Source organism: Rhodoblastus sphagnicola (assembly GCF_002937075.1).
In the GTDB taxonomy this organism is placed as follows: domain Bacteria; phylum Pseudomonadota; class Alphaproteobacteria; order Rhizobiales; family Beijerinckiaceae; genus Rhodoblastus; species Rhodoblastus sphagnicola.
Map to the genome: position 1 here is coordinate 87,158 of NZ_NHSJ01000018.1, position 14,770 is coordinate 101,927.

A 14,770-nucleotide genomic window follows, 5' to 3' on the forward strand; every position below is an offset into this window, starting at 1 on the left:
GCGGATGAGCATCGCCTGGCGCTTCGGACGCATATCACGCGTCCGAAGACGACTTTTTGACGCCAGCGCCCCGACGATGCGGATACGATGTTGATTTTTGGTTAGCAAGCCAGACGGCCTTGGCCTTGCCCCGTCTGGAGGACTCGCCCTTCTTCTTCGCTGGCGTGGCGTGCGGCGACGATTTCGGCGGCCTGTTGCGTTCACGCTGCGCACTGGTGGAGCCGCTGTCCGCGTCGCTGACGCCGCTGCTGTTGCCGGGGGCGGCGGTCGCCGTGACGCTGGTCGCCGCCGCGAACTTCGTGCTGGTCGAACGCCCGGCCATTCGGTTGGGCGCCCTCCTGGCGCGACGCGGCGGCAGCCGCGCTCCACTCCGCTCGAAAACGCCCTACTGAGGCGGGGGGCGGTTTTCGGCCAGTTGGTGGTGGTGCTGGATCGCCTCCTTGAGCCGCCGCTTCTCGAAACCGAGCACGATGAAAATGGCGATGCCCAGCGGAATCAGCAGGTAGAACAGGCGAAACAGCAGCAGCGCCGCCAGCACGCCTTCCTGCGGCGCGCCGGGCATGGCCTTGAGAAACACCAGTTCGAGCACGCCGAGCCCGCCCGGCGCGTTCGAGGCCAGCGCCGCCGAAAACGAGAAGATGAACACCAGCATGACCACGATGAAGCCGGGGTTGCCGGCTTCGGGCAGAGCGAAATAGATGATGCCGGCGGCGCCGATCAATTCGGCGGGCGCGGCGATCATTTGACGCAGCACCACCGAAAGGCGCGGATAGGCGATGCGCGTGCCGCGAATGGTGAACGAGGGCATGTGCAGGGCCGAACCGGCGACATAAAGCACGATGGCGCCGACGAAGGCGGCGCCGATCCAGCGCGCATTGTTCGGATTGGCCAGCCACGGCCGCAGGAACTCCGGCATCAGGCCGCCGATTCGCGCCAGCGCGTGCGGCTCGAGCAGCAGGCCGACGCCGCTGAGCAGCACGTCCCCGAGCAGGAAGGTCAGGGAACACACCGCCACCAGAATGGCGATCTGCGCCGCGCTCATGCCCTTGGAACTGTAGCCGCGATAGCGCACCGCCGCGCCCGAGACCACGGACGCGCCGATATTGTGCGACAGCGCGTAGGTCGTGAAGGAGCAGGCCGCGACGAAGCGCCAGGAAATGTTCGCCACGCCCAGATGGATCAGGGCGATGCGGTCATAGGCGGCGAGCGCCGCATAGGCCAGCAGGGTGGACAGGATCGCCAGCGCATAATGGCCGGGCGGGATGGCGCGGAAGGCCGCAATCAACTGCGGGCCGATCGCCTGTCCCGCGAATTCGCGATAGAGCAGCCAGAAAGACACCGCGACCGCGCCAAAGCCGACCGCCGGCCAGATGTAATCGAGATTGCGTTTGATGAAATCCATGCGGGACCTGCGATCTGGCTCCCGCGGCGCGGAATCGCTACCTGTCGGACCGCCGGCGGGCGGCCCCTCGCGCGAACACGGGCTGTCAGATGGCGTATCTTGAAGCATTCAGGCTCGTCCGGGACCGCGCGCGGGTTTGCCTGTTTGCTACAGGCGGCGGCGCAAGGCAAGTCCCGCAGTGCGCGAGGCAAGTCCCGCCGCCATCGGATATCCGTTCAGGCGCGCGCGCCGCGCAAGGTCGTGAGATCCATCGCGTCGCGCGCGAGATCGGCGAGCGCCGGCCCCTTTTCGCGGCTTTCCAGCACCTGCGCCTTGGCCAGTTCGTCGCTGGCGATGTCGAGCGCCGTCTTGGCTTCTTCGAGCTGATGCTTCAGCTCGTCGGCCGACTGCGCGAGATTGTCGCGGCGCGCGCGGGCGGCGCTGGCATAGGTTGAATAGGCGTAGTGGGCCTGATCCTTGACGCCGGTGCGCTGCTCCTCGGCGGCGATTTCCCGGTCGAGATCGCCGGCCATCCGGCCGAATTCCGCGATCATCATTTCGATCTGGGCGACCCGGCGGCGTTTTTCATCCACCTGAAACTTCTTTAGACGAACGAGCGTATCCCGCGACTTCATGCCAGAGACTCCAAACTCACCAAGCTGCAAAGCCTGTTCCACAAACTCGATTTGTTCCGCGAGACAGCCGAACATTGGCGCAGGGAGGTTGCCGTTTTATTACTCGCGCGACATTTTTTCGTCGAATTCGAAAAAAAGCGGGGTGGCGCATGCAATTGCGTCGGGCGCGTTCAGCCTTCGTTAACCGCCATGTTTAACACTCGCTTCATAGCCGTTCGACCGTCCCGCTCAACCGGGCCGAGAGGGCGGAGCAAAGCCGGCTTGAGGCGATCCCCCTCGTCCAGGCCAGCTTGCGAGACAAAATTTCCCTCGGCGACGCGCCGGGGCGAAGAAGCGAGGATTGTGACCCGAGACAGCTTGCCAGGGTGAATCAGCTTTTGTTAACCATTCGGCGTTAAGCGTCTTCGGGTATGATTCGCGTCGTTCAGTCGGGGGACAAGGCCGGCGGCCGGCTAGGCGCCGTATACTTTGGGCGGGGTGAGGACTTCACATGCGCGTACTATTGATCGAAGACGACAGCGCAACCGCGCAAAGCATTGAATTGATGCTGAAGTCCGAGAATTTCAACGTCTACACCACCGACCTCGGCGAAGAAGGCATCGACCTCGGCAAGCTCTACGATTACGATATCATCCTGCTCGACCTGAACCTGCCGGACATGTCGGGCTATGAAGTGCTGCGCACCCTGCGCGTGGCCAAGGTGAAGACCCCCATTCTCATCCTCTCCGGCCTCGCCGGCATCGAGGACAAGGTCAAGGGCCTCGGCTTCGGCGCCGACGACTACCTGACCAAACCCTTCCACAAGGACGAACTGGTCGCGCGCATTCACGCCATCGTGCGCCGCTCCAAGGGCCACGCCCAGTCCGTGATCGCCACCGGCGACCTCGTCGTGAACCTCGACCAGAAGACCGTCGAAGTGAGCGGCGCCCGCGTGCATCTGACCGGCAAGGAATATCAGATGCTCGAACTGCTCTCCCTGCGCAAGGGAACGACCCTGACCAAGGAGATGTTTCTCAATCATCTCTATGGCGGCATGGACGAACCCGAACTGAAGATCATCGACGTGTTCATCTGCAAGCTGCGCAAGAAGCTGGCCAATGCTTCCGACGGCCGCAACTATATCGAAACCGTCTGGGGCCGCGGCTATGTGCTCCGGGAACCCTCCGACGCCGACGACCGCATCACCGCCTGAGGGGGACGCATCGTCGCTCACAAAAACCCGCCGGAGACGGCGGGTTTTTGTTTTCGCGGCAGGGTTTGCGGCCGACAATTCGAAGTGCGCGTGAGCGTTCGCGAACCGGCGCCCGCTTCGCTTGAAAGTGCGGTACCGGGACCGCCCGGACATGCGCCGCGACCCATTCAGGCGACGCGACGAAATAACTTAATCGACGCCTTGTTCGGACTCTGGTCCCAATGGTGGACGCCCCTTCTCCCCTTGCGGGAGAAGGTGGCCCCGAAGGGGCCGGATGAGGGGTTCGTCCCCTGATTTCGAACGGATATGCGGCGGTTAGCGCCCCTCATCCGTCTCGCGGCTTCGCCACGAGCCACCTTCTCCCGCAAGGGGAGAAGGAGAACCCCGGCTCTCTTGGCGCGTTTATTTCGCGGCGTCTCCTAAGCTCGACCGACGCGGCTGAACGCGCGAATCCATGAAGGTCCGCCCGCGTGACCAAAGGCAAAGCATCCGTATCGTCCCCTGCGCCGTTTGCGGAGATCCCGTAAGCCGAACAGCGAATTTACATCAGGCGCCCAAAGGATAGCATGACCAAGTGGTCTGGTTTCCAGACCAGGATTTTGAAGCAAATTCCTTTTCCAAGCGCGCGGCTGTCACGGCCGAAGCGCAATGTCCGCCGGCAAAAGTCTCCAGGGGAGGCGGATTTTTGCCGGCGGAGTCGTTTCAGAGCGCGGCGACCGCCTCGACCGTCCCCCGCGCGCGCCGGGCGAAAACCTTGTTCAGGGCCGAAACATAGGCGCGCGCCGAGGCCACCAGCGTGTCCGGGTCCGCCCCCTTGCCGGCGCTGACCACATCGCCGTCCGACAGCCGCACCGAGACTTCCGCCTGCGCGTCCGTACCCTCCGTCACCGCATGGACCTGGAACAGCTCCAATTTGGCTTCGTGCGGCGCCAGCGCGCGGATCGCGTTGAAGATCGCGTCCACCGGACCATTGCCTGTGGCCTGATAGGTCTTCTGCTGGCCGTCGATTTGCAACGTCAGAGCGGCGGATTGCGGTTGCTTGGTGCCGGCCATCACCGACAGGGCGATCACCTGGATGCGCTCATGGGCGTTGGCGATCTCGTCGTCCACCAGGGCGACAATGTCCTCGTCGTAGACGACCTTTTTGCGGTCGGCCAAATCCTTGAAGCGGGTGAAGGCGACCTCCAGGCCATTGTCGCCCAGATCGTAGCCCAGCTCCTTCAGCTTTTCCTTGAAAGCGTGGCGGCCGGAATGCTTGCCCATCACCAGCGAGGTCTTGGACACGCCGACCGATTCCGGCGTCATGATCTCATAGGTGTGGGCGTTCTTCAGCATGCCGTCCTGGTGGATGCCGCTCTCATGCGCAAAGGCGTTCCGCCCGACGATGGACTTGTTGTATTGCACCGGGAACGAAGTCACCGCCGAAACCCGTTTTGACGTGCGCATCAGCAAGGTGGTGTCGATATTGTTCTTGTAGGGCAGCACGTCGGCGCGGGTCTTCAGCGCCATGACGATTTCTTCCAGCGCGGCATTGCCGGCGCGCTCGCCAATGCCATTGATGGTGCATTCGATCTGCCGGGCGCCGCCCATCACGCCGGCGATGGAATTGGCCACGGCCATGCCCAGATCGTTGTGGCAATGCACCGAGAAGATCGCCTTGTCGGCATTGGGGACGCGCGAACGCACCATCTCGAACAGCGCGCGATATTCGTCCGGCGTGGTGTAGCCGACCGTGTCCGGAATGTTGATCGTGGTGGCGCCGGCGTTGATCGCCGTCTCCACGCAGCGGCACAAAAAGTCGTGCTCGGTGCGGGTGCCGTCCTCCGCCGACCATTCGACTGACGCAACGTGATTGCGGGCGCGGGCCACCGAGGAGGCGATCAGCTCCAGCACGCGTTCCGGCGCCATTTGCAGCTTGTACTGCATATGAACCGGCGAGGTGCTGATGAAGGTGTGGATGCGCGGGATGCGCGCATGTTTCACCGCCTCGGCGCAGCGGTCGATATCCTTTGGCGCGGCGCGGCTCAGGCCGGCGACGGAGGCGTTCTTCACCCGGCGGGCGATTTCTGACACGGATTCGAAATCGCCCTGCGAGGCGATGGGGAAGCCGGCCTCCATGATATCGACGCCCAGGGCGTCCAGCGCGTCGGCGACTTCCAGCTTTTCTTCCAGCGTCATCGAGGCGCCCGGACATTGCTCGCCATCGCGCAGGGTGGTGTCGAAAATGAAAACGCGGTCGTTGTTTTGATCAGTCATGATCGTCTCCAAATAGGGACGCCCGTTTGCCTTAAAATTTTCGGGCAAGGCGCGCAAGGGCGCAGCCACGGGCGAAAAGCTCGGGTTGAGATGGCAAAAACCCCTGAGCGCCCAGGCATAGCCCGGCCGGCCCTCAGGGGTTGATAAGGAGGAGAAGGCGCGCGCGCGACGCAGACGCCGCCAGCGCTTCAAGCGCGGCGTTCAGAACAGGCGTCTGGTTGGCGACAAAGGTCATGCGGCTCTCGGACAGGCCCTTGCGGCCTGTGGTGTCCCTCAATAACCGATTTTGCGGCAAAGAATCAAGCCGTTTTGCGCGACGCCCTGCGCGCGGGCGGCGCGAAGCCGGACGCCCGCGGCAGTTTGCCGACCACCCTTTGGTCGGCCCATTTCAGCAGGGCGGCGGTCGCCGCCAGCGTTTTGCGCAGGTCATAGGTCGAGGTGTAGACCTCGGGCGCGCCGCGCTCGGCATGATCCCCGTCACTGCGTCAAACCGCGAGCGCGCGCAGGATCACGCCGATGCGCCGCTCGGCGTGGGCAAGACCATGCTGGGTTTCGACGATGAAATGGGCGCGCCGCCGCTTTTCGGCATCGGGCGTCTGCCGGCTCAATATGGCCTCGACCTGCCCCTCATCCATGCCGCCGCGCGCGAGAATGCGGGCCTTTTGCACGTCGGGCGGCGCGGTCGCGACGATCACCGCATCGACCCGTCGGTGGTCGCCGGTTTCGAACAAGAGCGGAATGTCGAGCACGCACAGGCTCGTTCCCGCCTTGGCCTGGGCCGCGACAAAATCCCATTTTCCGCGCTGCACCGCCGGGTGGACGATTTTTTCCAGCAACGCGATCTCCCTGGGCTTGCCGACCACGGCGAGGCGCAGGATGGCGCGATCGACCCGCCCGTCCTTCACGGCCTGGGGAAAGACCTCGGCCAGAGCCGGAACGATTTCGCCCTCATAGAGCCGATGCACGCAGGCGTCGGCGTCGAACACGGCGGCGCCTTGCGCCGCGAGCAGGGCGGCCGTGGTGGACTTGCCCATGCCGATCGAACCGGTGAGACCGAGAATGCGCATCTGTTCGCCCCTTCAGCTCAAGACTCCTAACCCGGCTGGAGCTTAGGCAAAAGGGCCGCGTCATGCCCATGTCTTTCCCGCGCGGGGACGCCCTGGGGCGGTCTTCTGGCGCTCTTTGGCGCTAAGGGGTTGATTTGATGGCGCCGGCGGAAAGGATCGAACTCCCGACCTTCGACGGTCAAAGCTGATGGCGTCCGTCCTGAACCTTTTTCTCGATCTAGCCCTTCTCCCAGCCTGTCGCGGGATTGCAGAACGTCGTCTCGAAAACATAGTGGCTGACCATGGCGAGAAAGCGCGTTCACCGCCCGCGGCTTGCCGGTCAGGACCTCTGAGCCGTTGCAGACCACGCCAGCCCTGACGACTTCACCCAAATCGTGGAATTCACGCCGGCCATGCGCGTGCTGATCGCCGACGCCAGCGAGGCGCTGATCCTGCTGATGGATGAGATCGACGGCGACGCCGATCTTGAGGACGAGGCGGACGAATAGGACGGCGCCGCACTGGGCGGCGTGTTTCGCATGCCTTGTAGAATTCACCCCAGTTTGGCGCCAGATCAGAGCGCCCGTCAGTCTTTCGCTGACGGGCGTCTTTTCTCATGCTGGATTCGGTCTGTCCTCGCCGCGTCCAGAGGCACATGCCCTCGAAGGCTTGGCTTTGATTTCGCTTGCAATGCGCCTGCTGACGTCGGAGACTTCTGAAAGCAGCAGGTCGCAGAGTATAACGCCGAATTCGAGATCGGCCGGCTCGGCGCTATCCTTGCTAAGGTTGTCGGCAAGCTCCTGATTCGCAGCTTTAATTAAATGCATACATTGAGAAAGCTCGTCGACGAAAGCGGGTACAGATCTTTTGGCGCATTGCGGCACAGACGAATTGTATTGATCTAATTGATACGAAACCAGCATATTGAAGCCTCCTGCATACATTACAGTATTAACCTGCCACCTGAGCGGCATGGTACGCTTTTGCAGCGCGATGACTTCAGCTTCTTTCGTTCTTTCTGCAAAACTCGCTGGAATATACGAATTATTGATTTAAGCGAGGCGCTGAGGACTCGCTTACATGCTCGATGTTCCATCGTTACACAAAACTGATGCAGAATTTCCTCAAGATCGCCCAAGTTCGGCAAGTCAGCCGCACGATAACGCGCTTGCCTCGCTTACGTTCCAAAATTTTTTGACCCACGTCAATTACCTGCCGGAGAGGCTCCGCACGGTGAAACCCGGTGGCGGGTTTTTTCGTGTCTGAGCGCCACCACCAGAGCGCGATCGCGAAAAGTGGACGCCGGTTTTCGGAAAAGATCATGCGAAAACAAAGAGTCTAGAGCCGGCGCTCGAATCGAGCTAGCAGCGATTCTGGGGCAAAAAGGCGTATTACCCGCCTCTGTTTTTGTTACCGCACTGATTGCCCTGCGCTTGAGCCATTCCACGGATTTTGTCTAACTATTTGAAAATATTGGTGCCGGCGGAGAGGATCGAACTCCCGACCTTCGGTTTACAAAACCGCTGCACTACCGCTGTGCTACGCCGGCGAAGATCCTCTGCTAACAAACCCGCGCGAGCCGCGCAACCCGGACGCGGAGTCACCGCCTCCCCGTTGACGGGGCGAGGGGCGTTGTCGGACGCCATCGAGAACGCGGGGCGGCATTGGCTTCAACTTCGCCCGAACGGCGGGACAGCCCGCTCAATCCGCCGCCGCTATGTCCCTGCCTTTCGTCTCCTGCACAAAAATCAGGCCCACGACAAAAGTCAGGCCGGCCACCGCCACCGGATACCACAGGCCCGAATAGATATTCCCGCTCGCCGCCGTCAGCGCGAAGGCCAAAGGCGGCAGCAACCCGCCGAACCAGCCATTGCCGACATGATAGGGCGTGGACAGCCCGGTGTAGCGGATGCGCGTGGGGAACAGCTCCACCAGCAGCGCCGCGATCGGCGCATAGGTCATGGCCACCAGCCCGATCAGCGCCGTCAGCAGGGCGAGCGCCACGGGAATATTGACCTTGGCCGGATCGGCCCGCGACGGATAGCCCGCCCGCGCCAGCGTCTCCGCCACCTGTCGCTCCAGCGTCGCGCGCCTTTCCGCGCGCCCGGCCTCGTCGAGGCCCCTGCCCTCGAAACTGGCGATCTCCCTGTCGCCGACCACGATTTTCGCCAGCGCCCCCGGCGGCGCCGCCTCATTGGCGTAGCTCACCCCGGCGCTCGCCAGGAGGTTTTTGGCGATGTCGCAGGAGCTGACGAAGGCCTTGGCCTCGACCGGATCGAACTGGAAAGCGCAAGTGTTCGGATCGGCGATCACTTTTGCCGGGGCGCGGGCCGAAGCCTGCGCCAAAGCCGGATTGACCGCATGGGTCAGCCCCTGAAAGATCGGGAACGTGAGCAGGGCGGCGAGCAGGCAGCCGCCCAGGATCACCGGTTTTCTGCCGATTCGATCCGACAACGCGCCAAACAGCACGAACAAGGGCGCGCCCAGCGCCAGCGCGCCGGCCATCAGCAGACTGGCGGTGGTGGAGTCGAGCCGCAGCGTCTGGGTGAGGAAGAACAGGGCGTAGAACTGCCCGGCGTACCAGACCACCGCCTGCCCGGCGGTGGCGCCGAACAGCGCGATCAGCGCCAGCCGCCCGTTGCGCCACGATCCGAACGCCTCCGCGACCGGCGCGGCGGACGCGCGACCCGCCCGCTTGATCTTCAGGTAGGCCGGCGATTCGTTCAACCGCAGCCGCATCCAGACCGAGGCCGCCAGCAGTACGAACGAGGCGAGGAAGGGGAAACGCCAGCCATAAACAGCGAAATCCGCCTCGCCGAGCAGGGCGCGGAAGCCCAGCGTCACCAGCAGCGCCAGCAGCAGCCCGCCGGAAGCCGTGAGCTGGATGTAGGAGGTGAAATAGCCGCGCCGGCCCTTTGGCGCGCTCTCGCCGACGAACAGCGCGGCGCCGCCATATTCGCCGCCGAGCGCCAGCCCCTGCGCCATGCGCAGCAGCGTCAGCAGCACCGGCGCGGCGAAGCCGATGGCCGCGAAATTGGGCAGCAGGCCGATGAAGAAGGTCGCCAGCCCCATGATGAGGATGGTGAGGAGGAACGTGTATTTGCGCCCGGTGAGGTCGCCGAGCCGCCCGAACAGCAAGGCGCCGAACGGCCGCACCGCGAAACCGGCGGCGAAGGCCAGCAGCGCGAAAATATAGGCGGCGGTCGGGTTGACGTTGGAAAAGAAATTTTGCGCGATGACGGGGGTCAGCGAGCCATAGAGAAAGAAATCGTACCATTCGAACACGGCGCCGGCGGAGGCGGCGCGCACCACCCGCTTTTCCTGTGGCGTCATCGGGCGCGCCGCGTCATCGGCGCGCGACAAAACCGCGTCGGTCATGAATCCTCCCGGGCAAACTTGGAAAGCTCTTATTGTGGTTTTTTGAGAGGATGGGCGCGATCGGCGCGAAGCGCAAGCGGGCGGCGGCGATAAGCCTTAAGACTTTCGCCGACCCAGGATTTTCGCGGGCCCATGATCATGGCTTGAGCGCGAGCCGCGCCAGCGTCAGCGCCACGGCGCAGGCGTTGGAGACATTGAGGCTCTTGATGGCGCCGGGCATGTCGAGCCGGGCCAGCACATCGCATTTTTCCCGCGTCAGCCGTCGCAACCCCTTGCCCTCGGCGCCGAGCACGAGGACCGTGGGGCGCGACAGCACGGTGTGCTCAAGGCTGGCCGGCCCCTCCGAATCAAGCCCGACGCGCAGAAAACCGGCGTCGCCGAGGTGTTCCAGCGCGCGGGCGAGGTTGACGACTTCGACCAGGGGCACATGCTCCAGCCCGCCGGACGCGGTTTTCGCCAGCACGCCGGAAAATTCGGGCGCATGGCGGTCGGTGACGATGACGGCGTCCACGGCGAAGGCGGCGGCGGTGCGCAGGATGGCGCCGACATTGTGCGGGTCGGTGATCTGGTCGAGCGCCAGCACCAGGCCGGAGTTCACCTCGATGTCGGAAATGTCCAGCTCCGGCAGGGGCCGCGCCTCCAGCAGGACGCCCTGATGCACGGCGTCGCCGCCGAGGCGCGCGTCCAGAACCTCGGGGGCGACGACATGGACCTTCACCTCGCAGCCCGCGATCTCAGCCTGTAGCCGTTCCGCGGCGGCGGCGGTCGCGAACAGGTCGAGACACTTGCGTCTTTTGGCGCGCAAAACCTCGCGGACGGCGTGGTAGCCATGGATCACCGCGAGTTCGGCGGAGGGCCGGCGGAACGAGGCGTCGCCCGAAACAGGCGGCTTTCCGGTTTTCGGCGCGGGCGCGCGCTTGCCGCGCTCCGGTCTGGCGTTGGCGCGGTCGAACGGGGGCTTGCCGGGTTTTCTCATTTTCGTCTCCGTCACCGTCGTGTCACGGGGCGCCCGTTTTGGCAAGAATGACGCGATCTTTTGCAGTTGACAGCCCGTGCCCGAGTCGCGCATAAGGCCCCCCACACGAACGGGGCCCGGCGCAAGGGCCTTTTTCGTCTCTGGAAGTCGCTGGCCTTGCTAGCGAAACCGGTGTTGGGAGAGTGTCCCGAGCGGCAAAGGGGGGGGACTGTAAATCCCCTGGCTATGCCTTCGTAGGTTCGAGTCCTACCTCTCCCACCAAACCTCTTTTTTTAGGCGTTTCCGTCCGGTGTTGCCGGATCGGCGCAGTCTCCGCCTCCCTTTCTGTCGCGTGAAAGCAGGTTCCGCGCGCGCGGCGACAGCTTTCCTTCGCTCGCCGCGCCGCATCTCTCCAATCGCGATCGTGGTGAAGGGGCCTGCCGGGCAAGCGCGGCGGCGACACTGTCGCGCGCCTCGCGGCGATCTGTCGCGGGGTTGCGGCTGGATTGTCGAATCCTTATAAGCTACAATTTCTATAGATTAAAATTCTTTGCTGTGGTTCTGTCGTTCTCCGCCGACTGGGATCGGGGCGGTCGCGGGGCATGGAGCCGTTCCGAGCCTCCTCACCGCGGCGTCGGCGCTTTCGCCCTTCTGGCGGCCCTCCTCGACGCGAATCTCAGCGCGGCCGCCTGACGGGCCGCAGACGAAACCACTTCGGACGAAAGACCATGACCCACAAAGAGACGATGACTTCTCGCGAGCGCTTCGCCGCCGCGCTCGCGGGCAAGCCCTATGACCGCATCCCGGTGTTCCTCCTCATGAGCGACCATGCGGCGCGGGTGATCGGCGTCACCGTCGGCGAATATCAACAGTCGGCGGCGTTGATGGCCAAAGGCCAGCTCGCGGCACAAAGGCTTTATGGCGTCGACATGCTCAACACCGGACCCGGCTTGACCGGCATCGCCGAGGCCCTCGGCGCCAGATTGGCCTTCCCCGACAACACCGCCTATGTCTTCGAAAACCCCGCGCCGACGCACGACGATCTCGATCGCCTGAAAATTCCCGATCCCAGGTGCGATGGCCGGTTGCCGCTGTTTCTTGAGGCGACCAAGATCGTGCTCGACCAAGCCGGCGCCAGCGTGCCGGTTTCGCTGACCACCGCCGGTCCTTTCACGACGGCCTCGTACTTGCGCGGTCCGGATCAGTTCTTGCGCGATCTGCGCCGCGCGCCCGAGTTCGCCCATCGCGCCCTGCGCATCGCCACCGACGCCACCCTCCCTTTCATCCGCGAAGTCATCGCGCTCGGCGCCCGCGTCAGCCTCGCCGAGCCGATGGCGTCGGGCACGCTGATCGCCGCCAGGCAATTCAAGGAGTTCGCCCAGCCCTACCTCACGGAGATCGTGCAGGCTGTCAAAGATTTGACCGGCGGCGTCGGGCCCTCGCTGCACATCTGCGGCGACAGTTCGCGGATCTGGTCCGATATGGCCGACACGGGGGCGAGCCTGTTGAGCGTCGACGACGAAGTCGATCTGGCCGAGGCGCGCGCGCAAGTGGGAGACAGGGTGGGGCTGATCGGCAATATCAGGCCGACCGCCGTCATGGCCAACGGCGGCCCCGCCGATGTCCGCGCCAATGCCCGCGCGTGCTTCGAGAAGGGCGTCGGCAACCCCAAGGGCTACATCCTCGGTCTGGGTTGCGCTTTGCCGATCAACACGCCGCCCGAAAATGTCCACGCGCTGTTTGACGCCGCCTGGGAGCTGAGCGCGCAACGCTACATCCTGACCTGAAGCGGCTGCGCGGGTTGCGCGAGAGAGATCGGCGCGGGCGCCGCCAAGGCGGCGGAAACTCCATTCGACGATATGATTTGTCGATATAATTGACGCTGGGCGACAGCCGTCGGTTTTGCAGGCGCGCGCTGTTTTTGGCGACGCTTGGGAAAATGGAAGACTCCACTTGTCTTGACGACTATATTATAGAGAGTATTACTATACTTAATGATCGTGGACAGCCAAGGACAGACGATGCGTTTCCTTCCCCTCCTCGCCGCGACTTTTGTCGCCGGCCCAGCCGTCGCCGGCGACCTGCCCTCCGCCACGCCCCCTCCCGCGCCGCCGTCGCGAACCCCTTCGTTTCCAGTTACATGACCCCGCAACTGCATCGCGCCTCGGTGGACGCTCTGCTGTCCTTCCCCGACCAGGTTCTGTTCGTCGATCTGCGCCGTCCCGATGAAATTGCGAAGATCGGGACCTCCCCGGTCTATCTCAACATCCAGATCGCCGATCCCGAAAAGCAGCTCGATTTCATTCCGAAGGAGCGGCCGATCGTCACCGTCTCCAACCCTGCCGCGCGCGCCGGCAAGGCCGCCGACCTGCTCGCCGAAAAGGGGTTCAAGGTGATGGGCGCCGTGGGGTCGCAGGTCGACGAGGACGAGGGCGGCAAGATCACCCGCATCGTCGCGCCGCCGCCCCAGACCGCCACGACGCCTTCAAGCTGAAATGAGTTTGCGCCGACGTTGTTTCTCCTCGCGGCGCCGGCGCAAGGGCGATCTCCGCGGGGATCGTCGCGGGACAGGCGGCGCGGTCGCACTCGCGCCGCCTGTCTCACTAAGGCGAACGACCTCCCCGCGCTTCGGCGGCGCGGCTGGTGTGAAACCCCGTGGGCGCCGGAAGCGGCGCGCGGGCGCGCGGGTTCACGACCGCATTATCCAACGGCGCGTTCCAGCGGCTTGCAACAGGCGCGGCGCAGCAACTGAAGCTCGCGCGGAAATGGCGGCGCAGCCGCGCCCGTGGCGACGATTTCGGCGACGATTTCCAATCCACGCAGGAGGTCGTCGACATCGTAGGGTTTGCCAAGGCAGGCTTCGCCGCCCGCCTCCCCCATCCCGGCGCTCGCAACACCGGCTGTGACGAAGAGGACGCCAATCCTGCCCACGGCGTGCAAACGGATCGCCACCTCAGTCCCGCGGCCGCCATCGGCCAGGCACAGATCGATGAGAGCGAGATCGGGTTTATGGCGGAGGCCAAGGGCCACCGCCTCAGCGACGGTGGTGGCGACACCGCAGACTTCGTAGCCGTAGTGGACAAGCAGATCTCTCTCAAGATCGGCGATCATCAAATTGTCTTCGACGATGAGGACCTTGAGCTTGGCGACCATGGATCACTTTTCCCTTCAAGGCGGGGCAAAATTGGACCTCTGTGTCGCCCCTGCCCGGATCGGGTCAGGGGGCGCTCGCAACGCGATGGGACCAAGGCAGGTCTGGAAACGACTCATGCGCAATCCGCTACAGGCGCTTCCACGGCGTCCGATATCCGTTTGTCCGATTTCGATTGAGCCGCACGTGGACAAAAGATCGGCAAGCTTGATTTTTCTCGCCCTGCGCCCTCTTCGGCAGGGAGGTTATATTTCGCCGAAGCGAGCTTCACTCGGCATCGCCGTTTTCAACGCTTCGGCGCGCCGCGGGGTTCAATGATGGGTGTTGGGCGCTGGCGCAACCATAACCCGCCGCGGCGGCGCCCGCGATGCGGTCTCCGGCTCAGTCTCGATATCCTCAAATCCGGGTCGGCGCCGACCTCGTCCCACAATACCCTCTGGAAAGGGATTGCGACAGATTCGGGAACTACTCACCCCCCGTTCCGTCGCGCGACATGCCCCCGATCCCTGCCCTGTCAGAGCGGCGGGAATCCTATCGCGCCCAGCAACTCCACGCCTGGAAAGCCTGCGACCGCAGCAACAGTCCTGGCGACGTGATGACGAGGTGGCGCAAAAACGGAGCGATAGCGAGATCGCCCCCTTTGCGTCGGGCGCCGGTGCTTGCGTCGCGCATCGGTAAGCACTTGACCTTTATAATCGACATACTCCATAATTTTACTAACTTCAGGAGCCTCCCGTGAACGCCAAACATGTCGAAGGGCCGCCGGTCACCGAGCA

At 63.9% G+C, this 14,770-nt stretch carries 12 protein-coding genes and 2 tRNA genes; 5 read left to right on the forward strand and 9 right to left on the reverse strand.

Annotated elements, in window-relative coordinates; genetic code table 11:
- Positions 1-119 precede the first annotated feature (119 nt).
- The gene (locus CCR94_RS01600) at positions 120-392 is read left to right on the forward strand and encodes a hypothetical protein (RefSeq protein ID WP_104506135.1); all 273 of its coding nucleotides are present in this window, start codon (positions 120-122) and stop codon (positions 390-392) included.
- Here CCR94_RS01600 and CCR94_RS01605 read toward each other — a convergent pair.
- Both CCR94_RS01605 and CCR94_RS01610 read right to left on the reverse strand, forming a co-directional pair.
- On the reverse strand, positions 386-1,393 hold the full coding sequence (locus CCR94_RS01605) for a lysylphosphatidylglycerol synthase transmembrane domain-containing protein (RefSeq protein ID WP_104506146.1): 1,008 nt from the start codon (positions 1,391-1,393) through the stop codon (positions 386-388). The two genes, CCR94_RS01600 and CCR94_RS01605, sit on opposite strands and share 7 nt — an antisense overlap.
- Positions 1,394-1,617: 224 nt before the next feature.
- A complete protein-coding gene (locus CCR94_RS01610) occupies positions 1,618-2,016 on the reverse strand; it encodes a flagellar export protein FliJ (RefSeq protein WP_104506147.1) in 399 nt (132 codons plus the stop codon).
- A 490-nt stretch (positions 2,017-2,506) separates the two neighbouring features.
- On the opposite strand from CCR94_RS01610, the gene ctrA reads away from it, so the two are divergent.
- A complete protein-coding gene (ctrA, locus tag CCR94_RS01615) occupies positions 2,507-3,208 on the forward strand; it encodes a response regulator transcription factor CtrA (protein ID WP_104506136.1) in 702 nt (233 codons plus the stop codon).
- Between the two features lie 702 nt (positions 3,209-3,910).
- Here the strand turns inward: ctrA and CCR94_RS01620 are convergent.
- The 6 genes from CCR94_RS01620 to rlmB all read right to left on the reverse strand — a co-directional run bounded on the left by CCR94_RS01620 (position 3,911) and on the right by rlmB (position 10,864).
- Positions 3,911-5,464 carry a 2-isopropylmalate synthase gene (locus CCR94_RS01620; protein WP_104506148.1) on the reverse strand — a complete coding sequence of 518 codons (1,554 nt, stop codon included), beginning with the start codon at positions 5,462-5,464 and terminating at the stop codon, positions 3,911-3,913.
- Between the two features lie 485 nt (positions 5,465-5,949).
- A complete protein-coding gene (coaE, locus tag CCR94_RS01625; RefSeq protein ID WP_104506137.1) occupies positions 5,950-6,531 on the reverse strand; it encodes a dephospho-CoA kinase in 582 nt (193 codons plus the stop codon).
- A 593-nt stretch (positions 6,532-7,124) separates the two neighbouring features.
- Positions 7,125-7,433 (reverse strand): hypothetical protein, encoded by a 309-nt coding sequence (locus tag CCR94_RS24340; RefSeq protein WP_146089802.1) that lies wholly within the window; start codon positions 7,431-7,433, stop codon positions 7,125-7,127.
- 551 nt (positions 7,434-7,984) lie between these two features.
- Positions 7,985-8,059, reverse strand: a tRNA-Thr gene (locus CCR94_RS01630).
- Positions 8,060-8,211: 152 nt separating this feature from the next.
- Positions 8,212-9,888: an MFS transporter gene (locus CCR94_RS01635; RefSeq protein ID WP_104506138.1), complete on the reverse strand. Its 1,677-nt coding sequence runs from the start codon at positions 9,886-9,888 to the stop codon at positions 8,212-8,214.
- A 136-nt stretch (positions 9,889-10,024) separates the two neighbouring features.
- Positions 10,025-10,864 carry a 23S rRNA (guanosine(2251)-2'-O)-methyltransferase RlmB gene (gene rlmB / locus CCR94_RS01640; RefSeq protein WP_104506139.1) on the reverse strand — a complete coding sequence of 280 codons (840 nt, stop codon included), beginning with the start codon at positions 10,862-10,864 and terminating at the stop codon, positions 10,025-10,027.
- Between the two features lie 176 nt (positions 10,865-11,040).
- On the opposite strand from rlmB, the gene CCR94_RS01645 reads away from it, so the two are divergent.
- The 3 genes from CCR94_RS01645 (at position 11,041) to CCR94_RS01655 (ending at position 13,337) form a co-directional block, all read left to right on the forward strand.
- Positions 11,041-11,125 (forward strand) — tRNA-Tyr (locus tag CCR94_RS01645).
- A 446-nt stretch (positions 11,126-11,571) separates the two neighbouring features.
- The gene (locus CCR94_RS01650) at positions 11,572-12,630 is read left to right on the forward strand and encodes a uroporphyrinogen decarboxylase family protein (protein ID WP_104506140.1); all 1,059 of its coding nucleotides are present in this window, start codon (positions 11,572-11,574) and stop codon (positions 12,628-12,630) included.
- Positions 12,631-12,983: 353 nt separating this feature from the next.
- A complete protein-coding gene (locus CCR94_RS01655) occupies positions 12,984-13,337 on the forward strand; it encodes a rhodanese-like domain-containing protein (protein WP_206605751.1) in 354 nt (117 codons plus the stop codon).
- Between the two features lie 206 nt (positions 13,338-13,543).
- Here CCR94_RS01655 and CCR94_RS01660 read toward each other — a convergent pair whose 3' ends face one another.
- Positions 13,544-13,996, reverse strand: coding sequence for a response regulator (locus CCR94_RS01660; RefSeq protein ID WP_104506141.1), 453 nt, complete (start codon positions 13,994-13,996; stop codon positions 13,544-13,546).
- Positions 13,997-14,770 lie beyond the last annotated feature (774 nt).